Annotated in this window: 15 protein-coding genes; 13 read left to right on the forward strand and 2 right to left on the reverse strand. The window is 71.0% G+C overall.

The genetic code is table 11. From position 1 onward, the window contains the following. Positions 1-387 precede the first annotated feature (387 nt). Positions 388-1,218 carry an HAD-IB family hydrolase gene (locus BMY07_RS16580; protein WP_092779219.1) on the reverse strand — a complete coding sequence of 277 codons (831 nt, stop codon included), beginning with the start codon at positions 1,216-1,218 and terminating at the stop codon, positions 388-390. 479 nt (positions 1,219-1,697) lie between these two features. Between BMY07_RS16580 and ssd the strand changes: the two genes are divergently transcribed. The 8 genes from ssd to BMY07_RS16620 all read left to right on the forward strand — a co-directional run bounded on the left by ssd (position 1,698) and on the right by BMY07_RS16620 (position 8,256). Beyond that, positions 1,698-2,759: a septum site-determining protein Ssd gene (gene ssd, locus BMY07_RS16585; RefSeq protein ID WP_092779221.1), complete on the forward strand. Its 1,062-nt coding sequence runs from the start codon at positions 1,698-1,700 to the stop codon at positions 2,757-2,759. Next, positions 2,749-3,888 carry a TadA family conjugal transfer-associated ATPase gene (locus BMY07_RS16590; protein ID WP_092779223.1) on the forward strand — a complete coding sequence of 380 codons (1,140 nt, stop codon included), beginning with the start codon at positions 2,749-2,751 and terminating at the stop codon, positions 3,886-3,888. Before ssd ends, BMY07_RS16590 begins: the two co-directional genes overlap by 11 nt. A gap of 331 nt (positions 3,889-4,219) precedes the next feature. Continuing rightward, positions 4,220-4,750, forward strand: a complete 531-nt coding sequence (locus BMY07_RS16595) for a type II secretion system F family protein (RefSeq protein ID WP_143073523.1) — start codon at positions 4,220-4,222, stop codon at positions 4,748-4,750. Between the two features lie 1,207 nt (positions 4,751-5,957). Then, entirely contained in the window at positions 5,958-6,398 is a 441-nt protein-coding gene (locus BMY07_RS16600) for a type II secretion system F family protein (RefSeq protein WP_245782441.1), read from the forward strand. Between the two features lie 17 nt (positions 6,399-6,415). Continuing rightward, a complete protein-coding gene (locus tag BMY07_RS16605) occupies positions 6,416-6,589 on the forward strand; it encodes a DUF4244 domain-containing protein (RefSeq protein WP_092779229.1) in 174 nt (57 codons plus the stop codon). Beyond that, on the forward strand, positions 6,586-6,912 hold the full coding sequence (locus BMY07_RS16610; RefSeq protein ID WP_092779231.1) for a TadE family type IV pilus minor pilin: 327 nt from the start codon (positions 6,586-6,588) through the stop codon (positions 6,910-6,912). Before BMY07_RS16605 ends, BMY07_RS16610 begins: the two co-directional genes overlap by 4 nt. Then, entirely contained in the window at positions 6,909-7,322 is a 414-nt protein-coding gene (locus BMY07_RS16615) for an Rv3654c family TadE-like protein (protein WP_092779233.1), read from the forward strand. Before BMY07_RS16610 ends, BMY07_RS16615 begins: the two co-directional genes overlap by 4 nt. 310 nt (positions 7,323-7,632) lie before the next feature. Then, the gene (locus tag BMY07_RS16620) at positions 7,633-8,256 is read left to right on the forward strand and encodes a bifunctional DNA primase/polymerase (protein ID WP_092779966.1); all 624 of its coding nucleotides are present in this window, start codon (positions 7,633-7,635) and stop codon (positions 8,254-8,256) included. 1,114 nt (positions 8,257-9,370) lie between these two features. On the opposite strand, the gene BMY07_RS16625 is transcribed toward BMY07_RS16620, so the two are convergent. Then, on the reverse strand, positions 9,371-11,692 hold the full coding sequence (locus BMY07_RS16625) for a DEAD/DEAH box helicase (protein ID WP_245782442.1): 2,322 nt from the start codon (positions 11,690-11,692) through the stop codon (positions 9,371-9,373). Positions 11,693-11,946: 254 nt separating this feature from the next. Here BMY07_RS16625 and BMY07_RS16630 point away from each other — a divergent pair, with 254 nt between their 5' ends. The 5 genes from BMY07_RS16630 (at position 11,947) to topA (ending at position 19,275) form a co-directional block, all read left to right on the forward strand. Beyond that, on the forward strand, positions 11,947-14,244 hold the full coding sequence (locus BMY07_RS16630) for a sodium-translocating pyrophosphatase (RefSeq protein ID WP_092779237.1): 2,298 nt from the start codon (positions 11,947-11,949) through the stop codon (positions 14,242-14,244). A 153-nt stretch (positions 14,245-14,397) separates the two neighbouring features. Beyond that, positions 14,398-15,033, forward strand: coding sequence for a hypothetical protein (locus tag BMY07_RS16635; RefSeq protein WP_092779239.1), 636 nt, complete (start codon positions 14,398-14,400; stop codon positions 15,031-15,033). A gap of 29 nt (positions 15,034-15,062) precedes the next feature. After that, the gene (locus BMY07_RS16640; RefSeq protein ID WP_092779241.1) at positions 15,063-15,566 is read left to right on the forward strand and encodes a hypothetical protein; all 504 of its coding nucleotides are present in this window, start codon (positions 15,063-15,065) and stop codon (positions 15,564-15,566) included. 93 nt (positions 15,567-15,659) lie between these two features. Beyond that, the gene (locus BMY07_RS16645) at positions 15,660-16,262 is read left to right on the forward strand and encodes a hypothetical protein (RefSeq protein WP_245782443.1); all 603 of its coding nucleotides are present in this window, start codon (positions 15,660-15,662) and stop codon (positions 16,260-16,262) included. Positions 16,263-16,404: 142 nt separating this feature from the next. Continuing rightward, positions 16,405-19,275 carry a type I DNA topoisomerase gene (topA, locus tag BMY07_RS16650; protein WP_092779243.1) on the forward strand — a complete coding sequence of 957 codons (2,871 nt, stop codon included), beginning with the start codon at positions 16,405-16,407 and terminating at the stop codon, positions 19,273-19,275. The last annotated feature ends 129 nt before the right edge of the window (positions 19,276-19,404 follow it).

Here is a 19,404-nt window from a genome sequence, read left to right on the forward strand (position 1 = left end):
CGGTCCCGCTCCGGAGAGCAGGACCGCCCAAAGTCGCGGCGCGAATCACTCGGGTTACCAAGCGTGCAACTGAAGTCGTACCTACCTGGCCTCGGCGTCCGGCGTCCCGGTACGCAGTCCCTTGACGACATGCCTCCCGCGGCGTGCTGCGCGTGGGTGCTCCGGTGTTCGCGCACGGAGCCCGCTCGGGGTGGATCGGGGCTTCTCTTCGCTCCGTCCCTGGCCGACTCGGGGTCCGCACCACCTTTCTACCCAGTGGCGAAGGTCACTTCAAGGGCACTTTCGTGTGCACCGGTCAAGGTCTGCGAAAGCGTCGACCGCGACTGCCCGTGAGCGTAGGCTCCACTGCCCACCCGGGAGAGATCCCTTGTCCGAGGCGGGAACCGGTCATCTCCTTCGACGGCGGTGCAGTCCGTACCAGGCGGCGCCCGCGGTGGCCACGGCGCCGAGCCCGATGGCGGTCACCGCGACGGTCGTGCCGGACGGCGCGTGGAACCGCGACCGCAGCGACACCGGTTTGGTGAACGTCAGCACCGGCCACTCCCGCTCGGCGGCCACCTTGCGCAGCCCCCGGTCCGGGTTGACCACCGACGGCTTGCCGACCGCCTCCAGCATCGGCAGGTCGGTGCTCGAATCGGAGTAGGCGTGGCTGGCCGCGAGGTCGTAGCCCAACTCGTCGGCCAGGTCCCGGATCGCGGTCGCCTTGTTCGGGCCGTAGCAGTAGAAGTCGATCTCACCGGTGTAGCGGCCGTCCACGGCGACCATCCTGGTGCCCACGCTGTGCGTCGCGCCGATCATCGCCGCGATCGGGGTCACGATCTCCTCGCCCGATGCCGACACCACCACCACGTCGTGCCCGTCGGCCTTGTGCGCGGCCACCAGTTCGGCCGCCTCGGCGTACACCAACGGGTCGACGATGTCGTGCAGCGTCTCCTCCACGATGGACCGCACCTGCTCGACGTCCCAGCCCGCGCACAACGCCGTCAGGTGCGCGCGCATCCGCTCGACCTGGTCGGCGTCCGCGCCGGAGGAGGCGAAGACGAACTGCGCGTAGGCGCTCTTGAGCACCCCGCGCCGGTTGATCAACCCGCCCTGGAAGAACGGCCTGCTGAACGCCAGCGCGCTCGACTTGGCGATCACCGTCTTGTCGAGGTCGAAGAAGGCCGCCACCCGACCGGGCGCGGGCGGGAGCACCGCTGGCGCGGCGGAGTCGGTCACCGGGTCAGCATAGGAGCCGCTGTCATGTGGCCGGTTGCCCTGATGTCCGCCGATGCCGTGGGAAGCGCACGTGGACGGTGGTCCGCGGTGCCGCCGTCCGGCCCCGCACAGGTGCCCGGTGGCGCCGCGTTCGAACTCGGCAGGGTGTCTTCTGCCGTATGTGGCCATCGAACGCCGTGGAGGGGATACAGTATGGCTACCCGGCCTTCGAGCCGGGCCGGTTCAGTCCGACCCCCCGGGGCTGAACCCGCTGACGACCCCCGCCCCTCCCCCCTGGCGGGGGTCGTCCCATATCCGGAGCAGGGCAGCCCCCTCCAGCTTGCCCTAGCCCACCGACACTCCGCCGTCCCGATCCGCTCGCGGGCCCCCGAGTTGTCCACATCCCCCCGAATCATCCCCAGCCTGACCAGGCCTCTTTCCGCCGTTGCCAGTTTCACCAGATTCTGGTCACAGCACCGGCGAACGACGAAGGAGGAGCCGTGCACCGACCCACCGCGTGGCTGCGGGACGAGACCCTGGCCGAGCACGTGCTGCGGCTGTGCGCTGCGGCCGGAACCGAGCCGCACCGCGCTGATCAGCTCTCCGACGTGCGCGCCAGGTGGCCGAGCGCGCCCCTGGTCCTGCTGGACGAACCCGCGGCCGCGGCCTGCGCCGACGCGGGATTGCCGCGCAGGAAAGGGGTCGTGCTCGTCGTCGCGGGCACCCCGCCGCCCGGCAGCTGGGAACGTGCCGTGCGGTTGGGCGCCGAGCGGGTCGTCTCGCTGCCCGAGGACGAACCCTGGTTGGCCGCCGCGCTCGCGGATGTCACCGAGGCGCCGGCAGGCACCGCGGGGCGGGTCCTGGCGGTCATCGGCGGCACCGGCGGGGCGGGCGCTTCGGTGTTCGCCACCGCGGTAGCGCTCACGGCGGTCCGGTCGGGGACGAACGCGCTGCTCGTCGACTGCGACCCGATGGGCGGCGGCCTCGACCTGGTGCTCGGCGCGGAGGACGAGCCGGGGTTGCGCTGGCCGGACGTCCGCCTGCGCACCGGCCGGGTGCCGGTGTCCAGTCTGCACTCGTCCTTGCCGGGTAGGACAAAGGGCAAGTTCCGGCTGACGCTGCTCTCCGGTGCCAGGGAGGGGGATGGCCCGGCGCCGGACGCGGTGGTCGCCGTTATGGAAGCGGGCACGCGCGCGGGGGAGACGGTTGTGTGCGACCTGCCCCGCGCCCCGGACCCGACGAGCCGGGTCGCTCTTGATCGTGCCGACCTGACGGTTCTGATCGTTCCTGCCGAACTCCGGGCAGCCGCCGCGACGAGACGGCTGGCCACTTACCTTGCCTCCCAGGGGATCCGCCCGTCCCTGGTTGTTCGGGATTCGCCGCACCTCAGGCCACCGGACATCGCCAAGGCGGTAGACCTACCGCTACTGGCTTCCTACCGACGCGATCCCGCGCTCCCTGCCCGGCTCGACGAAGGCAGCTTTCCCTTGCGGGGCTCTCTCTCCCGGGCGAGCAAGACAGTCCTGCACGCCCTTGAGACGGGGGTCGGTCATGTCCGTTGACCTGATCGACCGGGTGCGGCGGCGGCTCGTGGGCGGCGGCGCTGAGGTGTCGGCTGCTGTGGTGGCCGACGCGGTGCGGGCCGAGGTGGGGGTGGTCGGCGACCGCGATGTGCTGTCCGCGCTGACGTTGCTGCGCCAGGAGTTCGTCGGCGCCGGACCGCTTGAGCCGTTGCTGCGGGACCGTGGCACGACCGATGTCCTGGTCACCGCGCCGGACCAGGTGTGGGTCGACGGGCCGTCAGGGCTGCGCCGCACCGATGTCCGCTTCCCCGACGAGGACACCGTCCGCAGGCTCGCCCAACGGCTCGCGCTGGCGGCGGGCAGGCGGCTGGACGACGCACAGCCCTATGTGGACGGTTGGCTGCCGGGCGGTCAGGTGCGGCTGCACGCCGTCCTGCCCCCGGTCGCCGAGCACACCTGCCTGTCGCTGCGCGTCCTGCGCCCGGCCAATCACCGCTTGGCCGACCTGCGCGCCCTGGGCACGGTCGACGCCGAGGTCCACGACCTGCTCACCGCGATCATCACCGCCCGCCTCGCGTTCCTCATCACCGGCGGCACCGGCGCGGGCAAGTCGACCCTGCTGGCCGCCATGCTCGGCGCCGTCCCGCCGCACGAACGCGTCATCTGCGTGGAGGACGCGGGCGAGCTCCACCCGGACCACCCCCAGTTCGTCCGCCTGGTGGCCCGCCCGCCCAACATCGAGGGCGCTGGCGAGGTCACCCTGCGCGACCTGATCCGCCAAGGCCTGCGCATGCGCCCCGACCGCATCGTCGTCGGCGAGGTCAGAGGCCCCGAGGTGATCGATCTCCTCACCTCCCTCAACACCGGTCACGACGGCGGCGCGGGCACCGTCCACGCCAACTCCCCGCTGGAACTCCCAGCCCGCCTGGAAGCCCTGGCCGCCCTGGGAGGCCTCGACCGAACCGCCCTCCACCCCCAACTCACCGCCGCCATCCACCTGATCCTCCACATGCGCCGCACCCCCACGCCCACCCTCACCGAGATCGCCGTCCTCGCCTCCACCCCCACCGGCCCCATCACCCACACCGCCTACAAGTCCGGCACCTGGACAGCCCACCGCCCCCTCCTCTCCGCCCTGCTCGCCACCCGAGGCATCTCATGGCCATGACCCAACTCCGCCGATATCCCCTTAGCCCCAACGAACTGAGGCAGGGGAAGCGCTCCTGGTGTGCTGGCGTTCGGGCGCGGTGCCTGCGCCTGCGAGGTGTGCCGTGGTTCTGGTGATGCTCGCGATGGCGGTGTTGCTGTGGCCGTCGACGCGGTCTGCCCGGCGGCTTCGGCGGTTGTCAGGGACGCCGGTCCGTCGATGGCAGCCGCGTGCCACCACGCCCGACGCACTGCTCATCGCGCTGGGTTGTGTCGGCGGGTGGGTGGCGTTCGGGTTCGGGGGCGCGCTCGCGGCTGGGTTGGTAGGGGCGGCCCTGCGCCACCGATGGCGGATGAAGCTGCGCCAGCGGCGACAGCTGGCCGAACTGGAAGACCTCGCCGAGGCTGTCACAGGTCTGGTCGCCGACTTGGCGACAGGCGCCCACCCCGTCACCGCCGCCGAACAGGCAGCGCAAGACGCCCCCGCCTGCGCAGCGGAAAGCCTCCGCCTCATCGCCACCGCGTCGCGCCTCGGTGGTGACCTGGAGATCAACCCCCCTCAACTGCGCCAAGCCTGGCACCTCACCGCCCGCCACGGAGTCCCCCTGGTGGCCACCCTCACCGCCGTAGCCCAAGACCTGTCCCACCAAGCCACCTTCACCCGAGCCGTCCAAGCCCGACTCGCGGGCCCCCAGATCACCGCCGCCCTCCTAGCCACCCTCCCCGCCGCCGCCCTAGCCCTAGGCGAGGCCACAGGCGCACACCCGCTGACCACCCTCGCCACCACCCCCCTCGGCCAAACCACCCTCATCCTCGGCGCCCTACTCACCAGCACCGGCCTCACCTGGACCACCCACCTAACCCACCGCGTGGTCCCCACATGACCACCACACCCCTCCCACCCACCCCCCAGCGACGGCACCGAGCCATGAAACCCAACCCCCACCCACATCCGCCCGCCGCCTTCTCCCACCAGCCCGTCCTGAGTTCTTGCCCCGCGTACCTCTCGCGGTCGATCCCCGACCACCTACCGCGCAGCGCGTGCACGACTCTCACGCCTGGCCCTCAGCGATGGCATCGAGCCACAAAGCCCAACCCCCACCCACATCCGCCCGCCGCCTTCTCCCACCAGCCCGTCCTGAGTTCTTGCCCCGCGTACCTCTCGCGGTCGATCCCCGACCACCTACCGCGCAGCACGTCCACGACTCCCACACCCAAGCCCCAGCGGCGGTGTCGAGCCATGAAACCCAACCACCACCCGCATCCGCCCACCGCCGTCTCTCACCAGTCCGCGTCGAGTCCTCATTGCGCGCTTCTCTCTCGATCTATCCCCGACCGCCCACCGGGCAGCACGTACACATCTCCCACACCTAGCCCCCAGCGGCGGGATCGAGCCATGGAGTCCAACCACCGTCTGAGTCCGCCTGCCGTCGTCTCTTTCCAGTCCGCGTTGAATTCTCGCTCCAAACACCTCTCTCGGTCTATCCCTGACCACCCGCCGGGCAGCAGGTACACGTCTCCCACACTTGGCCCCCAGCGGAGGTATCGAGCCATGGAGTCCAACCACCGCTCGCACCGATCCGCCGCTATCTCCTGCCAATCCGCGCTGAGTTCTCGCCCCGCGCACCTACTTCCGTCCATTCCCGACCACCTGCCGCGCACCACTCACATGACCACCGCGCTGAGTCCTCGGCTAGCTCAACCACACCGCCTTCGTCCGGACCAGCCGCGTCGTCCCGAGCCCAACGCCTACTTCGTATTCCGACGTGGTCAACCAGCGCCTCGTGCCAGGGCCGTGCCGACCCGCGTGCGTTCTGCCTGTACCGCCGACTGCGGGGTGTCGAAGTGATTGCCGCGCTTCTGCTTCTGGCGGTGGCACTACTGGTCGTCGCTCCATTGGCGCCAGGGCGGCGGCGGTTTCGTCGGGTCATGGGGCTTGGCCGCAGGGAACGGCCGAAGTGGTTGGTGCCGGTGTTCGCGGGTGTTTCGGCGGCGAGTCTGGGTGTTGTGGTTGTTGGCGTTGCGGGACTGGGCGCTGGTGTCTTGGCTTATCTGGGCGCGCGGCGAGCTCTTAGGCCGCCGCAGGTCAAGGTGGATGAGTTGAGGCTTGCTGCCACCTGGGACATGCTCGCGGCGTGCCTTCGGGCTGGGATGCCGGTGCCGACAGCCATCACCGCTGTGAGTGCGGGCTTACCTGGGCGCGCGGGCGAGGTCCTGCGTGGCGTGGCCGAGCACCTGGCGTTGGGCGCTGATCCACGTCAGGCCTGGGCTGCGGCAGTCGACGCCCCGGAGACGGCGGCGTTGGCCAGGGCGGCTCGGCGGACCGCGCGGTCCGGGGCTGGGCTCGCCGAGGTCGCCTGCCGGTTGGCGGGTGATGTGCGGGCCGGTGTCGAGCACGCCGCCGAGGCGCGGGCGCAGCGGGCCGGGGTGCTCATCACGTTGCCGCTCGGGCTGTGCTTCCTCCCCGCGTTCCTCTGCGTCGGCGTGCTGCCCGTCGTCATCGGCACGGCCGAGCGGGCGTTCCACTTCTGACTGTTCGAAAGAGACCCATGGAGTTCACCGTGCACGACTTCCTCCACGACGAGACCGGCTCGGTCTCCGTCGAGTACGCCCTCTGCGTCATGGGCGCTGCCCTGCTCGGCGGGGTGCTGATCGCCATCCTCATCAGCGACCAGGTGTCCGCGGCGCTGACGAAGATCATCATTGACGCGTTGTCGCCGTGAACGACGACAACGGCTCAGTCACCGTCGAGGCGGCACTGGTCCTCAGTGCGATCGTGGCCGTTCTGCTGCTCGCCCTGACCGCCATCGCCGCCGCGGTGGACCACGTGCGCTGCGTGGACGCCGCCGCCCAAGCAGCCCGCCTGGCCATCAGGGGCGACTTCGGCCGAGCGCAGGCAGCAGCCCAGCAGGCGGCTCCACCCGAAGCCACCATCACCATCCACACCACGTCCGACACGATCACCGTCACCATCGACACCAACCACCCGCTGTTCCCGACCCACGCCACCGCCCACGCTGTGCTGGAACCGGGGGTCACGCCGTGACCACCTATCCGCCGTGGACGCCGGGAGCCGAACACCACCCCGGCGAGGATCAGGGCGACGGCGGGTTCGCGACGGTTTTGGGTCTCGCGGTGATCGCCGGGGTGATGGCAGTGGTACTCATGGTCCTGACGTTCGGTGGTGTGGTCGCGGCCCGGCACCGGGCGCGGGGTGCCGCTGATCTCGGGGCGTTGGCCGCGGCCGCGCACGTGGTCGACGGCGTCGAGTCCGCTTGCGGGCGCGCCCGGTGGGTCGCCGAGCGGATGGGCGCGCGGCTCGTCCGGTGTGCGGTGAGCGGTTGGGACGCGACGGTCGAGGTGGTGGTCCCCGGTGTCGCGGTGGTCGGGACCGCGGTCGCGGCGGCGCGGGCCGGACCGGTCAGCGGCGGCCAAGCGGTCGGCTCCAGACGGTGAACGGCATCACAGGATGTCCGGGGCCGTCCGGGTGGCGGCAGTGGTCACCCACCGTGGCGACCGGTGTTTCCGCAGGTGGCAGGCCCGCTAGCGGCGTCGCCGCGGTTCGGTGTACGGCCGTGCGTGGACCTCGCGGGGGTGTGCGGGTGACCGGTCCGGTGAGTTTGGTCGCTCCGGTCGGCCCACCGGTCACTTACCTCGCCAGACCGACCAGTTGTCGACGGCGAGTTTCGTACAGCGTCCTCGATGCCGTTGAGTGAGGTGTAGGGCGCCGGACCGGCTCCCGTACCCCGAGGAGGCAGTGCCCGAGATGTTGGGAACCGTGAGGTCGGACAACTGGCGGCGAGCGTTCCGCGTCGAGCTGCGCGCCGAGGCGATCGGCCTCGCGTTCCGCGGCTGGCCGGTGCTGCCGGGTACCTACCCGGTCGCGGGCCACTGGGCCGGTCGCGACGGTTCCGAGGACTCCACGGGCCCCGTTCCGATCCACGCCGACTGGCAGGACCGGGTCGGCACCAAGGCCGAGCAGGTCGCCACCTGGTGGACCGGTCAGCCTTACAGCCTGCTGCTGGCCACCGGCCTGGGCTACGACGCCATCGAGGTCGGCGACGACCTCGGCAGGCGCGCGGCCAGGGTGCTGCGGTCGGTCGGGCTGCCGGTGCCGATCCTCGCCACCCCGGAGCACCGCTGGTTCTTCCTCACCCGCACCGGGTCCGGCCTCACCGCCGAACTCGCCGCCAACCCCGACATCGCGCTGCGCGGCACCGGCGACTGGATCCCCCTGCCGCCCAGCCCGTTCCAGCACGGCGTCGTGCACTGGCGGGTCAAGCCCGAGGTGTGCGGCTGGCAGATCCCGACCACCGAGACCATCCAGGACGCACTGCTCGACGCGCTGCGCGAACCGACCACCCGCCCACTGGTCGCCACCGGCGACTGACCGACCACCACCCACCGTGGTGGACCGGATCCCGCCCTCCCGCCAAGGGCGCCCGGTTCGACCACACCCAGCCTGTCCACCGGGCCGACGCTCAACTCCCGCCCGAGTGCGTCCCCGGAGGACAGGCAGCCAGCCGAGCACAAGCTGGGGACTCCGGTCTCCCGCGCACCGCCACGGACAGGGACAGCGGCCCAGCCGCCCAGTCGACACCCCGCCCCGGGATGACCGACCCTGCACCAGGCACCGACCCGCCTCCCGGTGCCTACCCCGCAGGTCGCGAACTCCCCGTCGACGGTCCCGCGCACACACCCGTGGCCACGCGGTAGCAGACCCGAGCCCCCAAGCTCGGCGGCATGCAGCGCGCCGGGAAGCGCGACCGCCCAACCGGTCGCCCCCGGCGCGCTGCCGCATCTCCACCCTTTGCTGTGGGAGGAGAGGGTTCCGGGGCGGCGTTGCCACAGGGCGCGCAGTCGGGCAAGGGCCGCGAGCCTCGCCGCTCGGGCTGAGGTTGGGACGCACGAAGGCCAACGCAGGAGAAACCACTCCACCGCCAACCAACGCTGGCGAGGAACAGGGACGGGTATCGGTTTCCACGATCGTGGGCCACCCACGCGCTTCTCGGATCTGCTGATCCTCACGCGCCCTTCTGCGACGTTGGCCAACCACGCGCCCCTCTCACGCGTTGGCCCCAACGCGCCCCTCTCAGACGTTGGCCGACACGCGCTCCTCGGAGTCGCTGGTGCCAAGCCGGCTCGATGGGGCGGACTTGTTTTGCGTGGGGGAGCAGTGCCCGTAGCGTCGTTCGCGGACAGGGCCATGCTTTTCGGCCCCTGCTTTGCGGTCCTGCCACGGGCGCTGTCGGGGCCCCGCGCAAAACAAGTTCGCCGCATTGAGCAAAGCTCGTAACTCGCGCCCCCACGCAATGCCGAAGGCGAGCCGTTGATCGTCGACGCCGCAGGCGAGACCGAGAGCCGCCTACCCCCAGCTCAAGATCAACCGCCCCAAGATCCCCCGAATACACAGCCTATCGAGCCCTCACAAGCCTCCAGAAGCACAAATTCCCGCCTGTGCACAACAACCTCCCATGGGGACAACTCCGCCACCAACCCCAGACCTACTCAGCCCCAGCCCGCAATGCCTGCACAGCAACCCGCAACACCTTCAAAGCCCCACCCTTGTCCAACGGCTCGTTCCCGTTGCCGCACTTCGGCGACTGGACACAAGACGGGCAGCCCGTGGGGCAGTCGCAGGAGGTTATGGCTTGGTGGGTGGCTTGGAGCCAGGGGAGGAGGGCGGCGTGGCCTCGGTCGGCGAAGCCTGCGCCGCCGGGGTGGCCGTCGTGGACGAAGATGGTGGGGTGGGCGGTGTCGGGGTGCAGGGCGGTGGAGACGCCGCCGATGTCCCAGCGGTCGCAGGTGGCGAAGAGGGGGAGCAGGCCGATCGCGGCGTGTTCGGCGGCGTGCAGGGAGCCGGGGATCTCGGTGCGGGCCAAACCCGCTGCCGTCAACAGGTCCTGGTCGATCGTGTACCAGACCGCGCGGGTGTTGAGGGTCGACTCCGGTAGGTCCAACGGCACCTGGTCCAACACCTGGCCTGACGGCAGGCGGCGGAGGTAACCGACCACCTGGGACGTCACTGCTACCTCGCCCAGGCACACCGTCACGCCGCCATAAGCCTGCTGCGACAGCGTAGACAGCACCGAGATGTCGACGACCTCACGAGGCGAGGTGGTCCAATCTGGGCTCTCCGGGTGCACCAGCGCTAGAAGCCCGTCGAGGTCCAGTTCGTCGACCACATAAGAGCGCCCCTGGTGCAGGTACAGCGCCCCCTCGTGCACCGTCGAACACGCCTTGCCCTGGCTGACCGTTCCCAGCATCCGCCCGGAATCGGCTTCCACGACCGCGACCTGCTCGCCCCCGGAACCCCGGATGTCAACAGCCCCTTGGGGGCGTTCGCGCGAGGTCCAGTACCAGCCGTTGGGTCGTTTCCGCAGGGTTCCGGACGCCACCAGGGAATCCAGCACCGGGCGGGCGCCCGGCCCGAACGCGGGTAGGCACGCCTCGGTCAGCGGCAGTTCCGCCGCCGCGCACGCCAGTTGCGGGGCCAGCACGTACGGGTTGCCCGGGTCGGTGACCGTGGCCTCCACCGGCTTGTCCAGGATCGCCGCCGGGTGGTGCACGAGATAGGTGTCCAACGGGTCGTCGCGCGCCACGAACACCACCAGCGCCGAGTCGCCGGACCGCCCGGCGCGCCCGGCCTGCTGCCAGAACGAGGCCAGCGTCCCCGGGTACCCGGCCACCACCACCGCGTCCAACCCGGCGATGTCGACCCCGAGCTCCAGCGCGTTGGTGCTCGCCACCCCCAGCAGCTCACCGGAGGCCAGCGCCTGCTCCAACGCGCGCCGCTCCTCCGGCAGGAACCCCGCGCGGTAGGCGGCGACCCGGCTGGACAGCGCCGGGTCGACCTCGTCGAGGATGCGCCGCGCCCCCAACGCGGTCAGCTCCGCGCCCAGCCGGGACCGCACGAACGTCAGCGACCGCGCGCCCTCGATGACCAGGTCGGCCATGATCCGCGCGCTCTCCGCGCCTGCCGAGCGCCGCACCGGGGCGCCGTTCTCGCCGGAGAGCTCCGTCAGCGGCGGCTCCCACAGCGCCACCGTGCGCGCCCCGCGCGGCGACGCGTCGTCGGCGACCGCCACGCAGTCCACTCCGGACAGGCGGGTGGCCGACCCGGCCGGGTCCGACACCGTCGCCGACGCCAGCACGAACACCGGGTCCGCGCCGTAGCGCAGGGCGACCCGGCGCAGGCGGCGCAGCAGCAGCGCGACGTGCGAGCCGAACACGCCCCGGTAGGCGTGGCACTCGTCGACCACCACGAACCGCAGGCGCCGGAAGAACGACGTCCACTGGTCGTGCCTGGGCAGGATGCCGCGGTGGACCATGTCCGGGTTGGTGAAGATCCAGCGCGCGTGGGAGCGCACCCAGTCGCGTTCGACCATCGGGGTGTCGCCGTCGTAGGCCGACGCGCGCAGGTCCGGCAGCTCCAGTTCGTGCACCGCGCGGAGCTGATCGGCCCCCAATGCCTTGGTGGGCGAGATATAGAGGGCAGTCGCGCGCGCGTCCTCCGTCAGCGCTGCCGTCACCGGTAGCTGGTACGCCAAGGACTTGCCGGAAGCGGTACCCGTCGCGATCACCACGCTGCGACCCGCGTACGCGTGCTCCGCGGCGTCGACCTGGTGCGTCCACGGCAGCCGGACTCCCGTGCGGACAAACGCCTCCCGCACCGGCTCCGGTGTCCACGCGGGCCACGGCGCGGTGGACTCGGCGCGGGCGGGGAGCTCGGCGACGTGGGTGACCGGGTTCTCGCCGCTGGGCACCCCGGCCAGCACCCGGCCGAGCAGCACGGCGCCGCGGTCGGTCGCCAGCTCGACAGTCACCCGTCGAGCTTCGCACACCGGGCGGACAGCCTGGGCGGCGGTAAAGATGATCATGAGAGTTTGGTCACAGTCCGCCCGCGTAACATCACTGACCGTGCACGGTATGGGACAGCTCGCGTAGGTGATCCGCTTTACCAATAGACTCCGCCGACATCCCACCGATTGTGGTGGCGCACACGCGAAAACGGGGTCGGTAGACGTCTTGTGGTAATGGCGGATGTCGGCGCTGTACAGGCAGATCATCAGGAGGACGGATGTCCGGGCAGTTCCTCGCGGAGGGCCTGACGCTCACCGGCGGAGACCGCGGTGTAGTCGCCGTGGTCGCCGTGATCGCCCTCGCCGCTCTTGCCGTCGGCTATGTCTTGCTCAAGGAGGTCCTGGCCGCCGGTCAGGGCACCGTGAAGATGCAGGAGATCGCCAAGGCGGTTCAGGAGGGCGCGGCGGCTTATCTCAAGCGGCAGCGCAACACACTTCTCATCTTCGGTACAGCCGTGTTCCTGCTGCTGTTCCTGCTACCCGCCGACAGTGCGGGCGAGCGGATAGGCCGCTCGCTGTTCTTCCTGGTCGGCGCGGTCTTCTCGTTCACCATCGGCTACCTGGGCATGTGGCTGGCCACCCAGGCCAACCTGCGCGTGGCCGCCGCGTCGATCGAGGACGGCGGCCGGGAGAAGGCCACCAGGATCGCCTTCCGCACCGGTGGCGCGGTGGGCATGGCGACCGTGGGCCTCGGCCTGTTCGGCGCCGCGATCGTGGTGCTCGTCTACACCGGCACCGCGCCCAAGGTGCTGGAGGGCTTCGGCTTCGGCGCCGCGCTGATCGCGATGTTCATGCGCGTCGGCGGCGGCATCTTCACCAAGGCGGCCGACGTCGGCGCGGACCTGGTCGGCAAGGTCGAGCAGAACATCCCCGAGGACGACCCCCGCAACGCCGCCACCATCGCCGACAACGTCGGCGACAACGTGGGTGACTGCGCGGGCATGGCGGCCGACCTGTTCGAGTCCTACGCGGTGACCCTGGTCGCCGCGCTCATCCTGGGCAGCACCGCGTTCGGCGCGTCCGGGCTGCTGTTCCCGCTGATCGTCCCCGCCCTCGGCGTGATCACCGCGATGCTCGGTGTCTACATCACCAAGGCCCGCCCGGGGGAGAGCGGCCTGACCGCGATCAACCGGTCGTTCTACATCTCCGCGCTCTTCTCGGCCGTGCTGTGCACCGCGGCGGCGTTCATCTTCCTGCCGACCTCGTTCTCCGAGCTCGGCGCGCCGGAGACGGCGCAGATCGCGGGCAGCCCCGCGGTGATCGCGGCCATCGCGGTGATCATCGGCATCGTGCTGGCAGGCGTGATCCTCTGGCTGACCGGCTACTACACCGGCACCGAGTACAAGCCGGTCAAGGAGGTCGGCAAGACCTCGCTGACCGGTGCGGCCACGGTGATCCTGTCCGGCATCTCGGTCGGTTTCGAGTCCGCTGTCTACACCGCGATCGTCATCGGCGCGGCCGTCTACGGCGCGTTCCTGCTGTCCGGCTCGGTGATCGTGGCGCTGTTCGCCATCGCGCTCGCGGGCTGCGGCCTGCTCACCACCGTCGGCGTGATCGTCGCGATGGACACCTTCGGCCCGGTTTCCGACAACGCGCAGGGCATCGCGGAGATGTCCGGCGACGTGCACGGCGAGGGCGCGCAGATCCTCACCGAGCTCGACGCGGTCGGCAACACCACCAAGGCCATCACCAAGGGCATCGCGATCGCCACGGCCGTGCTCGCCGCGACCGCGCTGTTCGGCTCTTACCAGGACGCGATCGGTAAGGCCCTCGGCAAGGCAGGCCAGACGATCGCCGATGGCGGCAACGCGTTCTCGTTCCTGGTCTACAGCCCGAACGTGCTCGTCGGCGTCATCATCGGTGCCGCGGTCGTGTTCATGTTCTCCGGTCTCGCGGTCAACGCCGTGACCCGCGCGGCAGGCGCGATCGTGTTCGAGGTCCGCCGCCAGTTCCGCGAGATCCCCGGGATCATGGAGGGCACCGGCAAGCCCGAGTACGGCCGCGTGGTCGACATCTGCACCCGCGACTCGCTGCGCGAGCTGGCCACCCCCGGTCTGCTCGCGGTGCTCGCCCCGATCGCGGTCGGGTTCGGCCTCGGCGTCGGCCCGCTCGCGGGCTACCTCGGCGGCGCCATCGCGACCGGCACGCTGATGGCGGTGTTCCTGGCCAACTCCGGTGGCGCCTGGGACAACGCCAAGAAGCTGGTCGAGGACGGCAACCACGGCGGCAAGGGGTCCGACGCGCACGCCGCGACGGTCATCGGCGACACCGTGGGCGACCCGTTCAAGGACACCGCAGGCCCGGCGATCAACCCGCTGATCAAGGTGATGAACCTGGTCTCGGTGCTGATCGCGCCCGCCATCGTGACCCTGTCGGTCGGCGTGGACGCCTCGACCGGCGCCCGGGTCGGCATCGCGCTCGGCGCTGTCGTGCTGATCGTGGCGGCCGTCGTGGTCTCCAAGCGGCGCGGTACCGCTATCGCCGACACCCCGGCGGAAACGACCGCGAACGTCTAATCCCGTTCGCGTTAGCCCGATGAGGCAGGTCCCGTTCGCGGGACCTGCCTCATCCGGTCTGCGGGGGTTCACCGGAGCGTGGGAGCATCTTGGGCATTCGCCGGGAGGCTTCCCCGGGCGCCTCCACGGACAACCAATGCAAGGAGAATTGACATGGCACGTCGACTCGTCGCCTTCACCGCGGCGGCCGCTGCCCTGACCATCAGCCTCGCGGGCTGCGGTGGCAGCGACAAGGCCACCGGCGGCTCCTCGAGCGGCGCGGCGGCCACGACGACCACCGCGACCTCCGCCGCTTCCGGCGGCGACGCCACCGCGTGGGCCGAGAAGGTCTGCGCCTCGGTCGCCCCGCAGGTGACCGCGCTCTCCACGCAGCCGGAGATCGACCAGAGCAACCCGGTGAAGGCCCAGGCCTCGCTGGTGGAGTACCTGGACAAGTTCTCCGGCGCGCTGGACAAGATGATCAGCAGCTTCAGCGACGCCGGTGACCCGCCGGTCGCCGACGGCAAGGCGCTGGTCGCCAAGGCCACCTCCGCGCTGGAGGAGGCCAAGACCGCGGTAGACACCGCGAAGACCAACCTGGCCGCCGCCTCGCCGTCGGACCCGGCCGCCTTCCAGGCCGCATTCCTCAAGGTCGGCGAGGACCTGCAGGCGCTGCAGAAGCTCGAGGACCCGACCAAGGGCCTGCGCGGCAGCGCGGAACTGGACAAGGCGTTCAAGGCGGCCCCGAGCTGCAAGGCGCTCGACGGCGACGCCGCGTCCGGCACCGCGAGCAGCACCCCCACCTCCTGATCACCGGGCGCACCTGGCTGGTTCTGGCCGTGGCGGGCACCGCGCTCGCCACGGCCTGCTCGGCCGCGCCCGACCCCGACCCGTCCGCCATGGTCGCCTGGGCCGACCGGTTCTGCGCGGTGGTCGCCGACGCCGGTGCGGTGCTGGCGACACCGCTGCCCGACATCGACCTGGCCGACCCGGACGCCGCCCGCACCGCGCTCGCGGCGTACCTGTCGGCCCTCACCGACGGCCTCAGCAGCGCCGTCACCGCCATCGACGCGCTGGCGCCCTCCCCGATCACCGGCGGTGACCGCGCTGCGCACGTCGCCGCCGACACCTACCGCGGCCTGCGCGCCCCGCTCGACGAGGCGCGGACCGTGCTCGACGACAACACCACCGCCCACGTCGTGGCCGAGGTCGCGGGCGAGGTGGCGCCCGAGGTGGCCGCGCTCGACCTGGCCGACCCGCTCGCCGGGACCGCCGGGTCCGACGTCACCCGATGGGCCGAACGCGCGCCGCAGTGCGACCGGGTCCCCGCGCTGCGCGGCTGACCGCCCCGCGTTCCTCCGTTCGGGGTAAATCCGGTGCCCACCCGGGGTCCGGACGCTTTACCGTGATCGAACTGCTGTTCTATTCTGAGCGCCGTGGCGCAGCAGATGTCGTTCTTCTCCGCCGAGGCGCGCCACCCCAGGGTCGCCGACCTCGCCGGACTGCTGTGCGGGCCGGGTCGGACGATCACCTTCGCCAGGGCCACCGCCCGCCTTGTTGTCCCGATCGATGCGCCGTGGCGGATGAAAGCCCTGGTCAGGGCCTGTGCGGAGCGGGGAGTCGGCGCCGAGGCGGACACCGACGACGACGACGTGAGCCGCTTGCGCACCGCGTTCCGGGTCGACCTCGCACCGCTGGCCGCCGCCTGGGGTGACGGCGCTGCCAAGGCCGTGCCCGCCGGATTCGTCCCCGATGGTGCCGCGTTGCGGATGTGGGTCGCCGCGGCCGGGCGCTGGGCCGACGCCGCCTACCTGCTGCCGCTGGACCCCGACGCGCCCGGCACCCACGAACCTCTCCTGTTCGCCCTCGCGCAGTGCGGTTTACCTGCGACGATGTACCGGGTGGATGATGGTGGGACAGCCTTGCGGCTGATCGGCAGGCGGCGCCTCGGGCGGCTCCGCGAGCTGGTCGGACCACCGGCCGGATCGGGGTGCGCGGAGCAGTGGCCCGCGGTTTCCCGGATGCGCGCCGTGTCCTGACCGTGCTACTGGTGGAAAAAGGGCCATACTTCGTCGGCTGATCCGCCGTGCTGGGGCAACCTGGGAGTGGGCCCCCCTGACGTGGCGTGCACACTGGCAGGCTGACGCGGGACGGACACGGGGTAAGAAGAGAGCAGGACACGTGGCAGGCGCGACTGGGACGCAGAGAAACGGCAACGGCACCGGCGGTGCCGAGCCACGTCGGCTCGTGATCGTCGAGTCGCCTGCCAAGGCGCGCAAGATCGCGTCCTACCTCGGGCGCAACTTCGTCGTCGAGTCCTCCCGGGGCCACATCCGCGACCTGCCGCGCAAGGCGGCCGAGGTGCCGGAGAAGTTCAAGGGCGAGAGCTGGTCGAACCTGGGTGTCAACGTCGACAACGGCTTCGAGCCCATCTACATCGTCACCCCGGACAAGAAGTCGACCGTCACCGAGCTCAAGGGCCTGCTCAAGGACGTCGACGAGCTCTACCTCGCGACGGACGGCGACCGCGAGGGCGAGGCCATCGCCTGGCACCTGCTCGAGGCGCTCAAGCCCAAGGTGCCGGTGCGCAGGATGGTCTTCCACGAGATCACCGAGCCCGCGATCCTCGCCGCCGCGCAGAACACCCGCGACCTCGACCGCGACCTGGTCGACGCCCAGGAGACCCGCCGCATCCTCGACCGGCTCTACGGCTACGAGGTCAGCCCGGTCCTGTGGAAGAAGGTCATGCCGAGGCTCTCGGCTGGCCGCGTGCAGTCGGTGGCGACCAGGATCGTCGTGCAGCGCGAGCGCGAGCGGATGGCGTTCATCGCGGCGAGCTACTGGGACATCTCGGCGTCGATGGACGCCGGTGCCGAGGCCGAGCCGCGCACCTTCGGCGCCCGGCTGCTCTCGGTCGACGGCACCCGCCTGGCCACCGGCCGCGACTTCGGCCAGGACGGCAAGCTCAAGGGCACCACCGAGGTCCTCCTGCTCGAAGAGACCGAGGCACGCCGTCTCACCGACTCGCTGAACGGGGCGGCTCTCACCGTCTCCAGCGTCGAGGAGAAGCCGTACACCCGTAAGCCCTACGCGCCGTTCATGACGTCGACGTTGCAGCAAGAGGCGGGCCGCAAGCTGCGCTTCGGCTCCGACCGCACGATGCGCACCGCGCAACGGCTTTACGAGAACGGTTACATCACCTACATGCGTACCGACAGCACCACGCTGTCGGAGACCGCGATCCAAGCTGCCCGTTCGCAGGCCTCTGACCTCTACGGCCCGCAGTTCGTGCACCCGACCCCGCGCCAGTACACGCGCAAGGTCAAGAACGCCCAGGAGGCGCACGAGGCCATCCGCCCGGCCGGTGAGGTGTTCCGCACCCCCGGCCAGGTGGCCGCCGAGCTCGAGTCCGACGAGTTCCGCCTCTACGAGCTGATCTGGCAGCGCACCATCGCCTCCCAGATGGCCGACGTGCGCGGCACCACGATGACCGTGCGGATCACCGGCAACGCCGCCAGCGGCGAGGAGTGCGTGTTCTCCTCGTCCGGCCGCACCATCACCTTCCCCGGCTTCCTGCGCGCCTACGTCGAGGCCGTGGACTCCGAGGCCGGTGGCGAGGCCGACGACGCCGAGCGCCGCCTGCCGCTGCTGACCAAGGGCCACGCGGTCACCGCGACCGACCTGGCCGCCGACGGGCACACCACCAGCCCGCCGCCGCGCTACTCCGAGCCGAGCCTGGTCAAGGCGCTCGAGGAGCTGGGCATCGGCCGCCCGTCGACCTACGCCTCGATCATCAACACCATCCAGGACCGCGGCTACGTGTGGAAGAAGGGCTCCGCGCTGGTCCCGTCCTGGATCGCGTTCTCGGTGATCGGCCTGCTCGAGCAGCACTTCGAGCGGCTGGTCGACTACGACTTCACCGCGGCCATGGAGGAGGAGCTCGACGGCATCGCCGCGGGCACCCAGCAGCGCACGAACTGGCTGTCCGGCTTCTACTTCGGCGGCGCGGTCGGCCCCGAGGGCTCGGTCGGGCGCTCCGGCGGGCTCAAGAAGCTGGTCGGCTCCGGTGTCGAGCACATCGACGCCAAGGTGGTGAACTCGATCGAGGTGTTCTCCGACGACCAGGACCGCCCGGTCGTGGTGCGCGTCGGCCGCTACGGGCCGTACCTGGAGCGCGAGGTCGACGGCGCGGCGCAGCGGGCGAACCTGCCCGAGGACCTGCCGCCCGACGAGCTGACCGTGGAGATCGCCGAGAAGCTGTTCGCCACCCCGGTCGAGGGCCGCTCGCTGGGCACCGACCCGGTCACCGGCAACGAGATCGTGGCCAAGGAGGGCCGCTTCGGGCCGTACGTGACCGAGGTGCTGCCCGAGGTCGAGGAGCCGCCGCCCGCCGAGGGCGCGAAGAAGACCAGGGCCAAGGCCCCGGCCAAGCCCAAGCCGCGCACCGGCTCGCTGTTCCAGTCGATGTCGCTGGACACCGTCACCCTCGACGACGCGCTCAAGCTGCTGTCGCTGCCGCGCGTGGTCGGCGTCGACCCGGGCAACGGCGAGGAGATCACCGCGCAGAACGGCCGCTACGGCCCGTACCTCAAGCGCGGCACCGACTCGCGCTCGCTCGCGGGCGAGGACCAGATCTTCACCGTCACCCTGGAAGACGCCCTGAAGATCTACGCGGAGCCGAAGAAGCGCGGCAGGCAGGCCGCCGCGTCGGCCCCGCCGCTCAAGGAGATGGGCAACGACCCGGTCTCCGGCAAGCCGATGGTCGTCAAGGACGGCCGCTTCGGCCCGTACGTCACCGACGGGGAGTTCAACGCCTCGCTGCGCAAGTCCGACAGCGTGGAGACGCTGACCGACGAGCGCGCCGCCGAGCTGCTGGCGGAGAAGCGCGCCAAGGGCCCGGCGCCGAAGCGGGCGGCCGCTCCGCGCAAGGCCCCGGCCAAGAAGACCACCACCGCCGCCAAGTCGACGACGGCCAAGACGGCCGCGGCCAAGACCACGGCGGCCAAGTCGACGGCCGCGGCGAAGAAGGCACCCGCCAAGTCCAAGTCCTGATCCGGCGGGATCACGCGAAGTCACCCGTTCCGGTGACAGGCCGGCTAGCCTGTGCCGGTCGGGACGTGCTCGTCACCCGGGTGGACTAGTCCGGTTCATGCCGTTAGCCCGGTGTGACCGGGCCACGGC

Source organism: Actinokineospora terrae, assembly GCF_900111175.1.
GTDB lineage: Bacteria > Actinomycetota > Actinomycetes > Mycobacteriales > Pseudonocardiaceae > Actinokineospora > Actinokineospora terrae.